Origin of the sequence: Nitrosomonas ureae (assembly GCF_001455205.1) — a bacterium.
Classification (GTDB): Bacteria; Pseudomonadota; Gammaproteobacteria; order Burkholderiales; family Nitrosomonadaceae; genus Nitrosomonas; species Nitrosomonas ureae.
Genome location: NZ_CP013341.1, coordinates 708607 through 727006 on the forward strand (window position 1 = coordinate 708607; position 18400 = coordinate 727006).

General features: G+C 44.9%; 20 protein-coding genes. 13 read left to right on the top strand and 7 right to left on the bottom strand.

All coding sequences use genetic code 11. From position 1 onward, the window contains the following. The first annotated feature begins 22 nt into the window (after positions 1-22). From ATY38_RS03420 to ATY38_RS03480, 13 genes are all read left to right on the top strand, one after another. On the top strand, positions 23-1213 hold the full coding sequence (locus tag ATY38_RS03420) for a flagellar hook-length control protein FliK (RefSeq protein WP_062558062.1): 1191 nt from the start codon (positions 23-25) through the stop codon (positions 1211-1213). 338 nt (positions 1214-1551) lie between these two features. Continuing rightward, entirely contained in the window at positions 1552-2043 is a 492-nt protein-coding gene (gene fliL / locus ATY38_RS03425; protein ID WP_062558063.1) for a flagellar basal body-associated protein FliL, read from the top strand. Positions 2044-2050: 7 nt separating this feature from the next. Beyond that, on the top strand, positions 2051-3028 hold the full coding sequence (gene fliM / locus ATY38_RS03430; RefSeq protein WP_062558064.1) for a flagellar motor switch protein FliM: 978 nt from the start codon (positions 2051-2053) through the stop codon (positions 3026-3028). A 16-nt stretch (positions 3029-3044) separates the two neighbouring features. Continuing rightward, positions 3045-3587, top strand: a complete 543-nt coding sequence (gene fliN, locus ATY38_RS03435) for a flagellar motor switch protein FliN (protein ID WP_201011906.1) — start codon at positions 3045-3047, stop codon at positions 3585-3587. Positions 3588-3597: 10 nt separating this feature from the next. Beyond that, entirely contained in the window at positions 3598-4035 is a 438-nt protein-coding gene (fliO, locus tag ATY38_RS03440) for a flagellar biosynthetic protein FliO (protein ID WP_062558065.1), read from the top strand. Between the two features lie 97 nt (positions 4036-4132). Further along, positions 4133-4879, top strand: a complete 747-nt coding sequence (gene fliP / locus ATY38_RS03445; RefSeq protein WP_062558066.1) for a flagellar type III secretion system pore protein FliP — start codon at positions 4133-4135, stop codon at positions 4877-4879. A gap of 13 nt (positions 4880-4892) precedes the next feature. Next, positions 4893-5165 carry a flagellar biosynthesis protein FliQ gene (fliQ, locus tag ATY38_RS03450; RefSeq protein ID WP_062558067.1) on the top strand — a complete coding sequence of 91 codons (273 nt, stop codon included), beginning with the start codon at positions 4893-4895 and terminating at the stop codon, positions 5163-5165. Positions 5166-5218: 53 nt separating this feature from the next. Further along, positions 5219-6016 (top strand): flagellar biosynthetic protein FliR, encoded by a 798-nt coding sequence (gene fliR, locus ATY38_RS03455; protein WP_062558068.1) that lies wholly within the window; start codon positions 5219-5221, stop codon positions 6014-6016. Positions 6017-6207: 191 nt separating this feature from the next. Continuing rightward, complete coding sequence (locus tag ATY38_RS03460) at positions 6208-8124, top strand: coiled-coil domain-containing protein (RefSeq protein ID WP_062558069.1); 1917 nt, start codon at positions 6208-6210, stop codon at positions 8122-8124. Between the two features lie 216 nt (positions 8125-8340). Beyond that, the gene (yaaA, locus tag ATY38_RS03465) at positions 8341-9123 is read left to right on the top strand and encodes a peroxide stress protein YaaA (protein ID WP_062558070.1); all 783 of its coding nucleotides are present in this window, start codon (positions 8341-8343) and stop codon (positions 9121-9123) included. Beyond that, positions 9124-9531 carry a nuclear transport factor 2 family protein gene (locus ATY38_RS03470; RefSeq protein WP_235590381.1) on the top strand — a complete coding sequence of 136 codons (408 nt, stop codon included), beginning with the start codon at positions 9124-9126 and terminating at the stop codon, positions 9529-9531. A gap of 229 nt (positions 9532-9760) precedes the next feature. Beyond that, entirely contained in the window at positions 9761-10144 is a 384-nt protein-coding gene (locus ATY38_RS03475; RefSeq protein ID WP_062558072.1) for a hypothetical protein, read from the top strand. 340 nt (positions 10145-10484) lie between these two features. After that, positions 10485-11867, top strand: coding sequence for an SLC13 family permease (locus ATY38_RS03480; protein ID WP_062558073.1), 1383 nt, complete (start codon positions 10485-10487; stop codon positions 11865-11867). A gap of 41 nt (positions 11868-11908) precedes the next feature. Here ATY38_RS03480 and ATY38_RS03485 read toward each other — a convergent pair whose 3' ends face one another. The 7 genes from ATY38_RS03485 to ATY38_RS03515 form a co-directional block, all read right to left on the bottom strand. Further along, positions 11909-12457 carry a phosphatidylglycerophosphatase A family protein gene (locus ATY38_RS03485; RefSeq protein ID WP_062558074.1) on the bottom strand — a complete coding sequence of 183 codons (549 nt, stop codon included), beginning with the start codon at positions 12455-12457 and terminating at the stop codon, positions 11909-11911. Further along, on the bottom strand, positions 12438-13409 hold the full coding sequence (thiL, locus tag ATY38_RS03490) for a thiamine-phosphate kinase (protein ID WP_062558075.1): 972 nt from the start codon (positions 13407-13409) through the stop codon (positions 12438-12440). Before thiL ends, ATY38_RS03485 begins: the two co-directional genes overlap by 20 nt. A gap of 9 nt (positions 13410-13418) precedes the next feature. Continuing rightward, a complete protein-coding gene (nusB, locus tag ATY38_RS03495; protein WP_062558076.1) occupies positions 13419-13919 on the bottom strand; it encodes a transcription antitermination factor NusB in 501 nt (166 codons plus the stop codon). Next, complete coding sequence (gene ribH, locus ATY38_RS03500; RefSeq protein ID WP_062558077.1) at positions 13916-14398, bottom strand: 6,7-dimethyl-8-ribityllumazine synthase; 483 nt, start codon at positions 14396-14398, stop codon at positions 13916-13918. Before ribH ends, nusB begins: the two co-directional genes overlap by 4 nt. A 57-nt stretch (positions 14399-14455) precedes the next feature. Next, positions 14456-15556: a bifunctional 3,4-dihydroxy-2-butanone-4-phosphate synthase/GTP cyclohydrolase II gene (gene ribBA / locus ATY38_RS03505; protein WP_062558078.1), complete on the bottom strand. Its 1101-nt coding sequence runs from the start codon at positions 15554-15556 to the stop codon at positions 14456-14458. 21 nt (positions 15557-15577) lie between these two features. Continuing rightward, a complete protein-coding gene (locus tag ATY38_RS03510) occupies positions 15578-16177 on the bottom strand; it encodes a riboflavin synthase (RefSeq protein ID WP_062558079.1) in 600 nt (199 codons plus the stop codon). A 266-nt stretch (positions 16178-16443) separates the two neighbouring features. After that, on the bottom strand, positions 16444-18396 hold the full coding sequence (locus ATY38_RS03515; protein WP_062558080.1) for an amylosucrase: 1953 nt from the start codon (positions 18394-18396) through the stop codon (positions 16444-16446). Positions 18397-18400 lie beyond the last annotated feature (4 nt).

Sequence of the window (18400 nt, forward strand, 5' to 3'; positions counted from 1 at the left end):
AATCGTATGAGACCAGAAACTTATGTTAAACCTATCTGTTGCACCGCAAATTAACGCTTCAGCTGAAAATAATATTGCAATAACGAGCAATTCGAATCCATCAGGAAAGAATGAATCCGACGGTGAAGAGTTTGGAAAAGTCTTGCAGCGTGAAGTCTCCGAAGCAGAAAACAAGCATGAGAAAAACGATACGCCCACTACCAGTGAACGCTCCGATAATCCAGTATCCCTGGAAGAAAATAATAATAATAACGATAACAATACCATCTTAACCGTGCCTGAACCGGTAACTGCGGGTGATACGGTTAGCTTTATTCATACTCTGCTGAATAATTCGACACATCCAGCCAACCTTAATCACTCACAACTTCCAGTGGATTCAATATTCGATCACCCTACAAAGACTGTACTGCCGAATATGCCACAAGTATCAGATACGATGTTTTCGAATTCATTGATTCCCCAGGAGGGTAAACAGACTCTGAGTGTTATGGTTCCAACTGCGAATCCAATGTTTCAGCAAAAACTGGCACAACATAATTTAATGGCGAATGATTATTTTTCGCTGCCCAATAATATCTGGCAATCATTGAGTGCGGAAAATTCTGCCGTTGACGGCAATTTATTGCCATTCTCTTCAGAAATGAGCTTAATCACTCAGAGTGCTGCGCAAGAATCGATATTTTCCACACAAAACGAATCATTTACCTCACAATCTCTTTCATCACAATCACTTGGCCTAAGCAGTACTGGTGCGGTAAACACTGCACCGCAGGATATTCATGTTGATCTTCCAATAAATCAGCCAAAATGGGGAAGTGAATTCGCTCAGAAAGTAGTTTGGTTGACTTCTCAGCAAAATCAAGTGGCTGAGATTCATCTGAATCCAGCGCATTTGGGTCCTGTTGAAGTGATGTTGACCATCACGCAGGATCAGGCAACCGCCCAATTTGTATCCCCGCACTTAGCGGTACGCGAAGCTATCCAGGAAGCCTTGCCAAGACTAAGAGAGATGATGGCTGATAACGGCATCCAACTAGGTAATGTCATGGTCGGCGCTGATTCATTCCAACAAGAAAACAAACAACAACAGAGCTATCAATCCGAAAAAAATGCAACTAACATACCTGGCCAGGAAGCAGAAACCGGCAAACATATTGAAACAGTTACTATGCCGGGGAGGCATCTTGGCATGGTCAATACTTATGCGTAATATTTCACTAGACCCGCGCCATTCGATTTCCAAATATTTACCCCTCATGTATTGAGCATGGGATTGCCGGAAAACAGTCAAGACAAAGAACTTATCCGACAATCCTGCTTTATCTAACACACAGACAAAATCGAATTGAATTGTGTGGTAAAAATCTTTGTTTTCATATCCCTGTGACTATCTGCTTCCTTTTAGAAACCGAAACCTTTAAATACCTGAAGACTCTCCAATGAGTTTGGGTATCTGAAAATAGCGACACTATTTCACTGTTATTTGGCATATCGATTTATTGTTACGTCGAAGATAATAAATTTCGTCAAATAGCGGAGTTGAACTAAATGTCAAAATCTAATGAAACACCCCCTGCTGAAGGCAAAAAGAGCAAAAAGGGTCTGGTAATTATTATTTTAATTGCAATCATCGCAATCTGCGCCGGTGCAGGCGGTACCTGGTACTTCATGCAAATGTCTGGGGACGGCGAAGGCGAAACTGAGAAAGCAAAGCCAAAAGCAAAACCAACCACCTTCATAGATCTCGATATTTTTACTGTCAATCTTCAGCCGGAAGAAAACAATCAATACTTGCAGGTGGGATTAACTGTCAAAACCAGAGAATCCGAAGTCGTGCAAGAAATAGCCAAACAAATGCCACTCATTCGCAATCGCATTCTTATGTTGCTTTCCAGTAAAAAAGCGGCTGATATTTCGAGCATTGCCGGCAAGCAACAATTAAGCCAACAGGTTTCTGATGAAATCAGACAATCCATTGACTCCGAAGATCTGCAAGAAGATGTGCGAGAAGTATTATTCACCTCGTTCGTGATTCAGTAAGTCGAACATGGCCGAAGATTTTCTCTCACAGGATGAAGTTGACGCACTTCTCAAAAGTACCACTGGTGAAACCGATGAGGTAAAAGAAGAGGTAGAGAAAGGGGGTATCCGTAATTATAACCTTGCGACACAAGAACGCATTGTCCGGGGGCGGATGCCCACTTATGAGATTATCAATGAACGGTTTGCAAGATTACTACGTATCGGCTTATTCAATTTTATGCGCCGCACTGTGGATATCGCAGTTGGTCCGGTTAAGGTAATCAAGTTCAGCGAATTTGTCCGTAACTTGGTTGTCCCCACTAATCTCAATATGGTTCATATGAAACCATTACGGGGTACAGCGTTGTTTGTTTTTGATCCCGAACTGATTTTTCTGATTGTGGATAACCTGTTTGGTGGTGACGGCAGATATCACACGCGCGTTGAGGGAAGAGATTTTACTCAGACAGAGCAGCGAATTATTCAGCGTTTATTAGGTGTGGTTTTTGATGAGTATGAGAAATCGTGGAAATCCGTTTACCCGATTCAGTTCGAATACCTCAGGTCTGAGATGAATCCTCAGTTTGCTACGATCGCCACACCGAACGAAGTGGTGGTTTGCGTGACATTTGATATCGATATGGGAAATAAAGGCGGAGGGTTGCATGTCTGTATTCCCTACTCCATGGTCGAACCGATTCGAGATACTTTGTATAGCGCATTGCAAGGGGATCATTTGGAAGTCGACAAACGCTGGATTAAGTTATTGTCGCAACAAGTTCAAGGCGCTGAAGTGGAATTGGTTGCCAACCTCGGGGGTGCAAAAGTTACATTTGAACAAATTCTGAGCATGCAATCCGGGGATATTATTCCGCTGGAAATCCCAAAATCCATTTCAGTATGCGTTGATGGAGTGCCCGTAATGGATTGTCGCTACGGCACTATGAACGGGCACTATGCACTTAGGGTTAATTCAATGATTTCCAGATCAGAATTCGAATAATTTATTGGGGAGCAAGATGTCAGAATCAACAGAAAATGAACAAACAGAAACCGACGATTGGGCGGCTGCCATGGCTGAACAAGCGACAGCCACACAAATTGATGCCAGTGGCAGCGATGGAAATACTACCGATGATTGGGCCGCAGCCATGGCTGAACAGGCAACTGCAGAACAAAGCAGCACAAATTCTCTGGCATCGAGTGGCAAAGAACCAAATACATCTGTATTTGGCTCACAAAACTCCAGTCCATCAGTATTTCAGGAATTCTCAAAGGATGGTGAATCACATGGAACCCGCCATGACATAGATTTGATTCTGGACATTCCAGTACAAATGACGGTGGAACTCGGTCGCACCAAGATTGCCATCAAGAATCTGCTGCAACTTGCGCAAGGCTCTGTAGTAGAGCTGGACGGTATGGCGGGGGAACCTATGGATGTGCTGGTTAATGGTTGCTTGATTGCACAAGGCGAGGTTGTAGTGGTGAATGATAAATTCGGCATCCGCTTGACCGATATCATTACGCCGAGTGAACGGATTCGCAAACTTAATCGCTAGGGCTCATACAATGTTAAGCCGTTATTTATTGCTTTTTATTATGACCGTTCCGTTTCAGGCAGCTGCCGAAACTGGAAAACCAGGTTACCTCCCTCCTCCCGCCGTGATCTCAACCGAGAGCACGTTACAAATGATGGGAGGATTACTGTTGGTATTGGCGCTTATAGGAGGCATTACTTGGCTGCTTAGGCGATTCTCATTGATACCGGCCACTTCTGCAAGCATTGTTAAAGTTATTGCAGCTACCGGAGTGGGGCAACGAGAGCGAGTGGTGGTAGTTGAAATTGATAGCACTTGGCTGGTTCTTGGCGTGGCACCCGGTCGCGTGAGTAAATTACACGCAATGATCAAGCCCGCAGCTGAAACATCCGATCCAATATTGCAGGGATCATCCGCCGTGGTTTTTGCCGAGCAACTTAACCAGAGTATAAAAAAAGAAAATGCATAACAAGCTTCCTGCACCGATTATTCATTTACCTTCAAACCTCACTAGAATTATCCATGGATTGTCGTCAGATCGCTTACGGTATCCGAGCAGGACAAGAATGTCCCGATTGTTGCGGATAGTATTTTTCCTTGTCGGCTTTATCGCCCTACCTGCATTTGCGCAGCAATCCGGTTTTCCAGCATTTACCAGCACAGCTAATGCCGATGGAAGTGCAACCTATACGTTGAGCTTACAAACGTTATTGTTGCTAACATCACTGACATTCTTGCCTGCCCTGGTGTTAATGATGTCAAGCTTTACCCGCATTATCATTGTATTGTCGTTGCTCAGAATGGCACTGGGTACGCAATCTTCCCCACCTAACCAAGTGTTGCTTGGATTAGCATTGTTTCTAACTTTTTTCATTATGTCGCCGGTTATCGACCGTGTTTATTCGGAAGCTTACCTGCCTTTTTCCGAAGATAAGATAAGCATCATGGAAGCGGCTGAAAAAGCGAGCGTGCCGTTGAAATCATTTATGCTGCATCAAACCCGGGAAACGGATTTGGCGCTTTTTGTTCAAATCTCCGAAAGTGAAGAGCTTGAAAGCCGCGATGAAGTGCCGCTGAAAATACTTGTGCCGGCATATATCACCAGCGAATTGAAAACGGCGTTCCAGATTGGTTTTGTTATCTTCATCCCGTTTTTGATTATCGACTTGGTTGTTTCCAGCGTATTAATGGCGATGGGTATGATGATGCTGTCTCCAATGATTATTTCACTACCCTTTAAATTAATGCTTTTTGTTTTGGTCGATGGCTGGCATTTAATTATTGGATCATTAACCCAAAGCTTTTATACCTAAAAGGAACCTTATCATGACTCCAGAAGGAGCAATGACCATCGGTCGGCAGGCGCTTGAAATTACATTCATGGTCTCTGCGCCATTACTGCTTGCGGCTTTAGCGACGGGTTTGCTCGTCAGCATTTTTCAAGCGGCAACTCAGATTAATGAAATGACCTTATCATTCATACCAAAACTATTAGTCATGTTCTTGGTTATGGTATTAGCCGGACCCTGGATGATCGCTGTCATGACAGATTATATGCAACGATTGTTCACAAGTATTCCCTGGTTGGCAATTGGTTAGGACTTGATGATCAATTTAATTTTCTTTGGCCAAAAGAGTAGTGGGCTAATCGCATGATCAACATAACCACTGCTGAATTCAATACATTACTTGCAGCATTTCTTTGGCCGCTAAGCAGAATTCTGGCGCTGATCGCAAGCGCTCCTATTTTAGGAAACCCCAGCACTCCGGTCAGAGTGAAGTTGGGGCTGGCAATCATGATTACCATTCTGGTTCTGCCCCTCGTCGAGAAATCCTTGCCGCAAATTGACCCCGCTTCCGGGATCGGTTTGGTGATCCTATTGCAGCAAGTATTGATTGGCGTAGCCATCGGATTTGTCATGCGGGTTGTTTTTGTTGCTGTTGAAATGGCAGGCGAGTTAATTGGCCTGCAAATGGGACTAGGGTTCGCAGTATTCTTTGATCCTCAGAATTCCGGGCAGATTGACATCATTGGACGCTTTCTGGGAGTCATCGCCAGCTTGGCATTTCTTGCCATGGATGGTCATTTGCTGATGATTGCCCTAATTTCACAAAGCTTCAGCACCTTACCGATAGGCTCAGCGGCATTAACTGATGTTACATTTACCACACTCGCAAACTGGGGAGGAGAAATTTTCAAATCCGGGTTGCAGTTGTCACTTCCTGTCCTGACAGCATTACTGATTACCAACCTGGCTCTCGGCATCCTGACCCGGGTCGCACCGCAACTCAATATTTTCGCAGTCGGTTTTCCATTAACTCTAGCTATTGGTTTCCTTGTTTTAGGGCTCAGCATGCCTTTTTATACCCCCATTCTGGAATATTTGGTGCACGATGGTTTGAAGTTGATGATGGGTATTCTTAATATCGACGATATCAATATGCCATAGAAGTAATGAGATATTGCCGAAACAAATTTTGATATCAATTCATTTAAATTTTTCTCGGATAAACAGGCAATATTTGCCTTCTTTTTCAAGGCAAATCTATGGTCTAAAAACTGCTACAGTAGTTATCTGTTTTCTGGAAATTGCTTATAAACATCGATAGTTCAAATAACTGCTGGTTTGGTTAAAAAATTATGACATTCAAGTCACGCTTATTCAATTCACTGCGTAAATTCTCTTCATCGACGGAATCACATCTAGATGATACGGTGGTTTTATCCGTCGAGGATTCAGAGTATTGCAATGTGTCGAGTGAGAATCAGCAGTTTGCATCGGCAGAGGAGATCAAACTATTACTTGACACCGCATTCCGCGATCGACTAAGTGTTGAAGATCAAGCGATTAAAGAAGCGCACAGACGAATTGAAGCAGAGAATATTGCCAAAGTGGCCGCTGAAGCAAGAGCCCGGGCAGAGGCCAATGCCCGAATTGCCGCTGAAACCCGCATCCAGGCTGAAGCTATGGCTACTGATCAAGCCCGCGCTAGAGCAAAAACTGAAGCCCTGGCATTTAGAGAAGCCAATGCTCGCCGGGAACTTGAAATAAAAACCAAGCTCCTTGCGGATGAGAAAGTGAAGGCTGAAAAGGCCTTGAATGCCTTATTGGAAGCTAAAGTCAGAGCAGAAGCCTCGATTGTTCAGAAAATGCAGGAACGTGTTGAACAAGAAGCAGCGATGCTGGATAAGGCACATGCAGCTGCACAAAAAGAAAAAGAAGCCACGGAAGTGGCGAAATATCGGGCTCAAGTAGCAAATGACGCCCATCTTGCCGCGCTGACTGCGATCGAAGCAGAAACCGCAGCTACTGCGCTGGCAAGAACCAGAATCCAGGAAAAGCAAAAAATCATTGCGTTGGCAAGAGCACAGGAAGAAACTGAAAAGCAAGCGCTCGAAGAGCTGCAAATGCGCTCACGAATTGAAGCACAAGCCTTGGCACAAGCTTCCCGACGCTTGGAAAGAGAGAAGCAGGCAAGAGAAATGGAAGAAGAAAGGCTGAAAGCTGAAACGATTGCCACAAATGCAGCACTGGAAAGAGCTGAGGTTGAAGCTGTCGCTGCAGAACAGGCTCGAAAAAGAACTGAATCAGATATTCGAGCAACCGTCGCCGCGCGCGAGAAAATTGATGCAGAGAAAATTGCGACAGAAATAGCAGAATCCATTATCGCACAAGAAAATGCTGCGACTACAGCTATCCAAACCCGGCTGACTCTAGAATCCACGTTGCTTGAAGAAGCCAAGCAACGGATGCAAATTGAATCAGAGGCATTGATTGCTGCGGAAATGGCTTTAAATGCAGAAAAAGAAGCTACAGCAATTGCAAAAGAGAAGCAAAAGGCCGAAGTTGCTGCAACAAAAGAATATCAAAAACGCGCCAAGGCAGATGAAGAAGCCGTCAAAGAGGCCAAAGCACGCGCCGAAGCTGAAAAGCCCGCACGGGATGCTGCGAAAAGAAAAACCGAAGCTGAAATAAAATTAAAAGTAGCCATAGAAACAAAGACACAAATGGACATTTTTATTGCTCAAGAGACCAATAGCAAAGCTGACTTGGAGCAACGCCTGCATGAAGATGCAGCAATTCGTGCCAAGGCGATAGCAGATGCAAAGCAGGCAGCAGCCGAACGTCTTGAGATCGAACAAAAAATCACAGGATTGGCAATCACCAGAGCGCAAGCCAAAATTATGGCTGCCAATAAAGCCAGAGGACAACTTGAAGCCGAAAAGAATGCTACCAGAATTGCATTGGAGAAAGCGAGAAAAGAATCCGCAGCTCTAGCCGCCATGCAAGAACGTATCACCCTGGAATCAGTCGCACTGGAAGCCGCCGCAGCCAGAGAAGCTGTTGAGATAATGGCAAAAGAAGCGCTGTTTGCCCGTTCTCAAGCAGATAAAGAAGCAACCGCAGCAGCTACTATAAGAATACGGGCAGAGATTGCCGCTGCAGGACATTCCCGCAACGACATAGCCTCCTCAGGCACAAGAAATCAATTACCGCGTAGTTCAAAATCAACCCCCACAACCGAAAGATCTCTTTCCACCACTACCAAAACGTAGTATCGCAGCTGCATATGACAGTTACCCGATTTAACACAATGAGTGTCAGATCAAACTTTATTTAATCAGGTCAGGTTTGAGAATACACTCCGCATCAGAAATGATGCCGGCTAAAAGAACAACCTGATGCGCTAATTGGTGAATTATGACAAATTACCAGATATCATTAATCTCTACTCGTCTAGAACCATGTTTATTACTTCGGGATGAAAATACATGATTATTGTTATCTCACCGGCCAAAACGCTGGATTTTGAAACCCCGCCCATCACTCAGGAATATACGCAACCTGTTTTTCTCGATGACTCGGCCAAATTGATCAGCGCACTCAAAAAACTGGAACCACAGCAAATCAGTCAGTTGATGTCGATCAGTCCCAAACTGGGCATTTTGAATTCAAACCGCTATTACGCCTGGAATCGACCGTTTACGCTGGGAAATTCAAAACAAGCGATTCTTGCATTCAAAGGGGATGTTTATACCGGCATGGACGCTGAAACTATGACTACTGCGGAATTGGCTTTTGCTCAGGATCATTTGCGCATTTTATCCGGGTTATATGGTGTATTGCACCCGCTGGACTTGATGCAACCTTATCGGCTGGAAATGGGTACGCAATTTAAAAATTCGCGCGGCAAAAACTTGTACGAGTTCTGGGGAGATAAAATCACTCAAGCACTGAATCTGGATTTAAAGAAACAGAAGGATAGTATTCTGATCAACCTGGCATCCAACGAGTATTTCCAATCTATACATACGAAAAACCTGGAAGCGCGTATCATTACACCTGTTTTTAAAGACGAAAAAAATGGAATTTATAAAATCATCAGCTTTTATGCCAAGAAAGCCAGAGGCATGATGAGTCGCTATATCATCCGAAACAAACTTACAAATCCCGAAGCCATTAAAAAATTTGATGTTGCAGGTTATCAATTTGACGCAAAAAACAGCAATCACGATGAGTGGGTTTTCACTCGCGCAGAATCGAAAGCAGCGTGATTGGCAACACACAATTTCAAAGGCTTCCGACAGGAAAATGCTATGATCACCGACCCATTCATTGAGCGGGCTAAAAAATATGTGACGTTATCCAACGATCACGATCTTGCGAGCATAAAATGCTTATTTGCTGATGATGCCACCTACCACTCCGATTATTTCGGTACATACCAGGGTAGCGACGCGATTCATGCCATGATGACCAGCTTTTTTGCACGCTTTCCCGATGCATACTGGGAAATCCCTGACTATCGCAACAACGAGCAAAATGGAGTTGAATTCACATTTGTAATGACCGGCACGGATGCCTCTACCGGCGAACCGGTGACACGGCATGGGCTGGAACGCATTTACTTCACTTCGACTGGACTAATTCAGCATATCGCTGTTTGCAAGCCCAAGCAGTAGTTTGGCAAAAAATCACGAGGACATACACAGGGCCACAATCGTACAGTTGGTTCGATACCCAAATCTTCCGGCACGGATGGAATTTCCCGATTAAGCCGGAAAAAACACGTAAAAAAGCTAATTCTTCCAATGGAAACCATTAGATAAAAAACAGAGTTTCCCCAATATATTCATTCCATCAAGTGCATTATTATGACAGTCATCAATTTTATTACTGGAGGAACTGATCATGAAAACACAAAAATTCTTTGCATTAATCTCTGTTTTGGCATTCAGCTTAACTATTTCATCAGCATTCGCAGTAGAAGGTATTGATGACAACGATCATGCTACATTGGCACAATATTATGAAAATGTTGCTAAGGAAACCGAAGCAAAATTGCAAAAAAATAAAGCAGCACTCGAAGAATACGAAGCACATTCTTATTACTATGGCAGACGAGGTCAGGATTTCAAATCCCACACAGCCGCGAATATTCGCGAATACGAGGCAGTGTTGGCAGAAAGTCTGAATAATGCAGACCTGCACAAAAGAATAGCGATGGGTCAAGGTAGTCCAGCAGTCAACAAGGCTCAACTTAATCTCAATCAAGATACATCAGCAATCAGATAGCCTAACCGTACCGCAATCGGATTTGGAATGAATCCAGTCGAAAAAAGCCATCGATTTACCGATGGCTTTTTTATTCCGATAACGACATTTCCGTAACCATAATAATAGAAACTATCATAACTTTCCCTACCCATATGCAATTGGCATTATATTAATATTCCTGTTTATTCCACGATATAACTGAGCGTCCCGCAACACACATAAAAGAACGTAGCACCGTCACACCACTGCTTCAATCTCATACAGCATGATTGACGCGCCTCCGTCACTCCGGCATGATGCAAGTCCTTTGATGCCACAGCGTCTCTCGCAGATATCTCATCACTAAAATTCAAATTTTATGACCATTACTCCCAATCGCGAGTGGGCTTTGATTGTCGGCCCGTTGCTTGCAATCACTATGTTCTTTGCGATGTCTCGGTTTGGTTGGGAGGAACATGCCTGCTGGACGGGAGCTGTGGCCATTTTGTGCGTAGTTTGGTGGATTTTTGAACCGATTCCGATTCCCGCAACATCGATTGTTCCGTTAGCGGTTTTCCCACTCCTCGGTGTATTGCCGCAGGAAAAAATAGCCATGGCGTATGGTAACGAGCTGATTCTATTGATGCTCGGTGGTTTTATCTTGTCAGCGGCAATGGAACGTTCTGGTGCACATCGACGCATTGCGCTTGGAATGGTCAGTCTAGTCGGCGGTGTCAGCAGCCGCCGCATTGTGCTGGGATTTATGGTGGCTTCTGCCGCATTAAGCATGTGGATCTCAAATACTGCAACAACGTTAATGATGCTGCCGATTGCACTGGCGGTCATTACGCAGAGTCCCGACAAGAAATTAGCCATGCCTCTGCTATTGGCGATTGCTTACGGCAGTAATATCGGTGGTCTGGGAACACCGATTGGCACACCGCCAAACTTGGTTTTCATGCAGCAGTATGAGAATTTCACCGGAACGGCAGTGAGTTTTTCACACTGGATGAGTTGGGGATTACCTGTCGTAGTGATCTTTATCCCGATTGCCGGACTATGGCTCACGCGCACACTGGATTATCGCGGTGCATTGGTAATTCCTCCGACAGGTAATTGGCGTTCCGAAGAACGCCGCGTGCTAATCATTTTTGGCTTGACCGCTTTGGCATGGATTACGCGCCTTGAACCATTCGGCGGCTGGAGCACCTGGTTTGATCTCAAAGGGGCGAATGATGCGATTGTCGCTTTAGTTGCTGTAGTAATTTTATTTCTGGTACCCAACGGTCGCGGTGGCAAGCTGCTCGATTGGCAAACTGCAGAGAAAGTTCCTTGGGGCATTCTGATTTTGTTTGCCGCAGGTATTTCTATCGCCCAAGCCTTTGTCGAATCCGGACTATCCCGCGCAATCGGCGATCAACTCGCGATTCTTGCCAGCTTACATCCACTGGTCATCATTGCTGTCATCGCACTGAGTGTGACTTTTCTTACTGAAACCACAAGTAATACCGCGACCACTATATTATTGATGCCGATCCTGGCGCCCGCGGCATTAGCGGCAGGCATTGAGCCAAGTCTGTTGATGGTGCCCGCTGCGATGAGCGCGAGCTGCGCCTTTATGCTACCCGTTGCCACCGCACCAAACGCCATTGTCTTTGGCAGTGGTCATATTCCTATAGCCTATATGGTGAGAGAGGGAATAGTATTGAATTTTATCGGCGTTATAGTGATTACAATAGTGTGTTATTTATTAGTTACATAGCGAATTCGAAGCCTGAATGAATAATACGGAAAATATTGGAGCTAGAAATAGCCTTCGGATAACACCCACGCCTTCCACCCGGCCAGACACAAGAGGGTAAAGAATGCAGCCAGTAAATCATCGAACATAACGCCAAATCCGCCTTTAAGATGATTATCGTAATAGCGGATGGGCTGAGGTTTGGCGATATCGAACAGACGAAACAAAGCAAATGCGGCTAATTGCCACGCCCAGTGATCCGGAGTGAAGTACAGCACCAAAAGAAATGCCACCGTTTCATCCCATACCATGCCGCCGTGATCGGGATCTCCCAGTGCTTTACCGGTAATACCGCAGGCCCAGATACCTAAGATAAAAAAAACATCAATCAGCAACAAAAAATAAACAGGACTGAGATAATGATTAAATAGAGAAAATAACGGGAAAGCAACCAATGTTCCCACTGTTCCCGGAGCAACAGGGCTTAATCCCGCCCCGCCGGAGAATGCAATCATATAAGCGGGGTGACGGTAAAGGAAATCCACATTCGGTCGGAATGATGCAGGTGAAGTATTGGATGAGTTGTGAATATCAGGATCTGAAATGGTCATAGCCTCGGATTTCCAAAGTCATTGCGTTTCCCTGCGCATCTCTCACACTTAAACCTTCCCCTGAATAAATCTCGCCGATGCGGGTAAGCGGTATAGCCAACTCGGCGGAAAGCATATCAATTTTCCGGCGATTTATTTTGGGTGCCGTAAAGCATAACTCGTAATCATCCCCGCCAGCCAGCAGACAATTCATTACTACAGATTGCTGACGATATTTTTCCAATACTGAAGAGCAAGGTATATCAGTCATATATATCCAAGCTGCTTTCCCTGAAGCCGTCAAAATATGCCCTAAATCGGCCATTAATCCATCAGAGAGATCGATAGCACTATGCGCCAGACCGATCAAGCGTTGGCCCAGCTCCACCCTGGCGATCGGTGTCAGTAGCGCTGGCAGACATTGTTCAATTTCAGTGGGATGCAAAGCTAATTGCCCCAATTCATGCTGCAGGGCCAAAGCCGCATCGCCTATTTTACCGGAAACCCAAATATCATCATCCAACTTGGCGTCGCTTCGTCGTAGCGCTTTACCTGCTGCAACCTCACCAATAATTTGTATCCCGATATTCAGTGCTCCGGCAGTAGTATTTCCGCCGATCAATTCGATTTGATACCAATCAGCCAAGGCAAAGAAACCATCACTGAATCCGGATAACCAAGCGATATTCTGCTTCACCAGGTCTTCAGGCAATGTCAGGGTCAGCAATACCCAGCGTGGCTTCGCGCCCATTGCCGCCATATCGGACAAATTAACTGCGAGGGATTTATATCCGAGCTTGTAAGGATCTGCGTCAGGAAAGAAATGTTTGCCACACACCAGCGTATCCGTTGAAATGGCAAGCTCGATTCCTGTCGTTGGTGCAATGAGCGCCGCATCGTCACCAATTCCCAGCACTGCGCCTGACACAGACCGCTTGAAATAACGGTGGATAATATCGAATTCTGAGCACATGCTGGAAAATCACACGCGATTCTTAGTCGCCTTTTGCATTTGAATTTCAATGCTGCGCAATTGAGCAGCCAATTTATCCAACACACCGTTGACGTATTTGTGTCCGTCACTCCCCCCAAAGGTTCTGGCTAATTCGATCGCTTCATTGAGAATGGCACGATAAGGAATTTCCGGATGGTGGAGGAGTTCGAAAGTACTCAATAATAAAATTGCAAACTCTACCGGACTCAGTTCATCGAGGGGGCGATCCAAACAAGGCTGGATAATCTTTTCCAACTCGTCAACCTGTTGCAGCGCACCTTGCAGCACATGGGTAAAATGCTTTTCGTCGACATGTCTGAATTCCTCGGATTCACGCAACTGCTGTTCGATAAAATTCGTTGTACCTCCCGCAGTCCGCCATTGATATATGCCCTGCAATACAAATTCACGCGCAATCCGCCGACGGCTTTTATATTTCTCCGTATTTTTTGCTGCGGGGAGAGGTGTATCAGGAAGTATGCCACTCATATATCGACTTCATCAATTTTGATATGTAAATTGGCCACTTCCAGTGCAACCTGGGCGGCTTCCATACCTTTAGCGCTCATCCGGGAAATTGCCTGATCTTCATTATCGGTCGTCAATATGCCATTGGCGATAGGGATCTCAGCTTCAAGCTGCACCATGAGCAAACCACGTGCGGATTCATTGGCAACTATTTCGAAATGATACGTATCGCCGCGTATCACGGCGCCCAGTGCAATCAACGCATCAAACTGATCGGACATGGCCATTCTTTTGATCGTGAGCGGAATTTCCAATGCACCTGGCACGGTTACGATGAGAATATTTGAATCCTGCATGCCATTTTTTTTGAGCTCTGCGGTACAAGCACTTAGGAGTCCTTCACCAATATCAATATTAAAGCGGCTCATGACAATACCAACACGTAAATCCGATCCATCCAGATTCGGTTCAAATTCAAGAATATCGTCATAATACGGCATCACAAGCTCCTGTTTATTTAGTATAAGGATTACTATTAATTAATAAAAATTTAAAGTTTATTGTTTGTGCGTCTCAACGTAACTCGTCACTTCCAATCCAAACCCTGTCACGCTGGGCATTTTTCTTCGAGCTGCCATTAAGCGCATTTTTCCTACGTTGAGATCTTTGAGAATTTGAGCTCCAATGCCATGATCGCGCAAATCTGTCTTAATCGGGTTGGAAAAATAAGGTTCCTGTGATTGAATACGTTCGATCAGTCTGGTCGAGCTTTCTTTGCGATGCAATAGTACGATAACACCATGCCCTTCTTCAGCAATCAATTTCATCGCCGCATGGATGCTCCAGGAATGCGTGCTGTCATGAATATCCAACAAATCAATGACCGATAATGGCTCATGCACGCGCACCAATGTTTCGGTTGCGGGATTTATTTGGCCTTTGACCAATGCCAAATGGGTCATATGCGTTATCTCATCACGGTAGGCTGCTAGCTGAAATTCGCCATGCAAAGTTTGGATGACTCGCTCAGCTACTCGAGTAACCAGGCTTTCTGTCTGATTACGGTATTGAATTAAATCCGCGATCGCGCCAATTTTAAGCTGATGCTTATGCGCAAATGCCAAGAGATCGGGTAATCGCGCCATATCGCCATCTTCTTTCAGAATTTCGCAGATTACCGAAGCCGCGCTTAAATCCGCCATCCTGGCTAAATCACAACCCGCCTCGGTGTGTCCGGCACGCATCAGCACCCCACCCTTCTGGGCCATCAACGGAAAAATATGCCCTGGTTGCACAATATCCTCTGGCTTTGCATCTTTCCTAACAGCGACTTGGATAGTGCGTGCACGATCCGCCGCCGAAATGCCCGTTGTGACGCCACTAGCCGCTTCGATAGAAAGTGTAAAATTCGTACCCAGCGCCGCACGATTAGAAGATACCATCAAAGGGAGATCCAGTTGATGGCATTTCTCCTCGGTTAAGGTCAAACATATCAATCCGCGACCATAGGTAGCCATAAAATTGATGGCTTCCGGTGTAACAAAATCCGCTGCGAGAACCAGATCACCTTCATTCTCTCGGTCTTCCTCATCAATCAGGATAACCATTTTACCCGACTTTAGATCGGCAATGATCTCCTGAATCGCACTGATGCTCATATTCGCTCTTTCCGAAGTACGTTAAATGCTTAACAACTTTGCTACATAGCGTGCCAACATATCAGTTTCCAGGTTGACACGCATTTCCGGCGCAAGCTCTCTTAAAGTGGTCATCGCTAAAGTATGCGGAATAAGATTGATAGAAAATTCATTTCCTTCAACCTGATTAACCGTCAGGCTAACACCATTTACTGTAATCGAACCTTTATGTGTCAGATATCGCAGTATTGAATCCGGCGCCCGAATAATCAATTCATAACTCTCTCCTACGGGTTCAAATTTAACTACGAGACCAATCGCATCCACATGACCGCTAACCAGGTGGCCACCCAATCGGTCTGACAAGCGTAAAGCCTTCTCCAAATTGACGCGCATGCCGGTCTGATTAAGCCCTTCAGTGCAGCTTAACGTTTCTTGCGAAACATCCACGGTAAATTTACCAATGATCAATGAAGTAACCGTGAGACAAACACCGTTCACAGCAATGCTATCACCGATCTTAACATCACTCAGATCAAGCTCTCCGGTAGAGATACACAGGGATAAACCATTATTGCCATGATCAATAATAGGTCGGGTTTGAATTATTTCACCCACCGCTTGTATGATTCCGGTAAACATCTCGCTATGTGTTTGCTTCGAATGACAAAAAAGGTGACAAGGACTGGGAATCAATGTTCGTTCAATAACCCGTTCGCTAGAGCTTTTACAAGTATACCTTGCTGAAATTGTAAATACTTATCTCTGGCAAATTTTTACTTGAAGTCAAATTATTGGTCGACTGACACTCGAGCTCCAATAAATAGAACAACAGGGAATTAATAGACTAACGGAATATCATTTTCCGCGACTCGTCAGGGTATAAGAATCCGACCACATATTTCTGGTTAGACCTGCAGCCAATAAAAAGACCGTGCAGGGCAGATTAAGCTCTCATCTGCTACATGCAAGGTTTCTCCGCTCAATAAATCTCTGATTAACTCGTACTGAAAGAAACCCATGTGTTGAAGTGGAGGAAGCTTCAGGGGTTGCGGTTCATCATCAAAATTTCCAACCACCAGGACTCGCGGACTATTATTAATTTGATCAAATCGCGAAAATACAAAAAGATGGGGATTGTCCACATTCAATAATTCTCGATTGTTTCTATCTGCAAAAGCTGGTATCTCCTTGCGCACAGCAATCATTTTCTTCACCGCGCAAAAAATGCTGTATTCGACCGTTCCCGGTTGGGTCCTTAGCATTGCCCTGTTCCAGTCCATTTTGGGACGATGCGCCCAACGGTTATCTGTACTCTTTGATTCATCATCAAGATAGGAATCATCATTGAGCGTTCCGATAGCATCTCCATAATAAAGCATCGGAATTCCGCCAAAAGAAAGAATCATTCCATGTAACAGGAGAATAATTTTAATAGCCGTATTCGTGGCATTAGCGTCATTATTCGCCAGCGCGTGCTTAAGTCCCGCGAGCGAAGCCAGCGATCCTGAAATACGCGCATCGCCCGTCTCCAAATTTCTCCCAAAAGCGAGTCCGGCTGCCAGTGATCCTTCAAAATTCCCAGTAAAATAATCAATTAAGAAACGTCTATGCGATAACGGCTCGTATCCGGCAGAGACAATATCCGCATCGCTGAATCCCAAACCAATATCATCATGGCTACGTGCGTAATTGAGCCAAGTGGCTCGTTCCAATTTCTGAGGAATATTCTGTATACCGATATTGAGCAGTATGGCTTTTTTTGTCGCAACGGCGTCCCACAACAACGCCATATAAGTTGCATTGTAGGCAATCTCGCACTCTTTCGCATTGATAGCATCCTCACCGAAATACTTAATAATCTCGGTAGGTGAGACTATGGCTTCCGCAATAAACAACACGCCTGGGGCAGTAACTTGACAACAATCTTTCATGAGTTGAAGGATCAGATGCGCTTCACGCTCATTCTGGCAGGAGCTGCCTATTTTTTTCCATAGAAATGCTACTGCATCCAGCCGGAGAATATCGGCACCATGATTGGCCCAAAACAAAATAATGTCGAGCATTTCTATCAGCACTGCCGGATTCTGATAATTTAAATCCCACTGATAGTGGTTAAATACAGTCATTGCCCATTTATCCATCTTTTCATCCCAAGTGAAGTTACCTGGTGCGGTTTCCGGGAACACTTCCGGCATTGACTCTTCATAGATATCCGGAATCGACCGATCGTCAAAGATAAAGTAGTAATCCTGATAGGTCTTATCACCTTCGCGCGCTTTTTCGGCCCATTCATGCTGATCGGAAGTATGATTCACCACCACATCCAGCACTAGCAACATATCGCGCTTTTTCATGCTGGCGACCAATTTATCAAAATCCTTAAAGGTGCCGAATCGACTATCGATCTTGCGATAATCTCTTACGGCATAGCCACCATCGCTCTTGCCTTGAGGGCAATCACAAATAGGCATGATATGCACCAAATTAACGCCCAGCTCCTGCAGGTAATTTAATCTTGAGAGCATACCCTTCAGATTGTCGGCGTATCCATCGCAATACAGTGCCATACCCACCCATTTCTGGCTTAGAAACCAGTTATGATCCTTTTCCCGTTCCAGATCCGTTTTCCTTAAATGGCTTGGCCGATTGACGTATTGGCGCATAAGCGTTTCCACCAGATTTCGCATATGCTCTTTGAAATCCGGGCGATTCCCGTAAAGCGTATGAAATAGAGAGTAAATCGCATAGAAATTCGCACCTAGGCGCGTATAAAAAAGTTGCAGATTCTGAGGCTTTGATTTTTGCCTCAATTCAACCAAAATATCATTTAGCAATGAATGTGAAATCTGTTCATACATAATT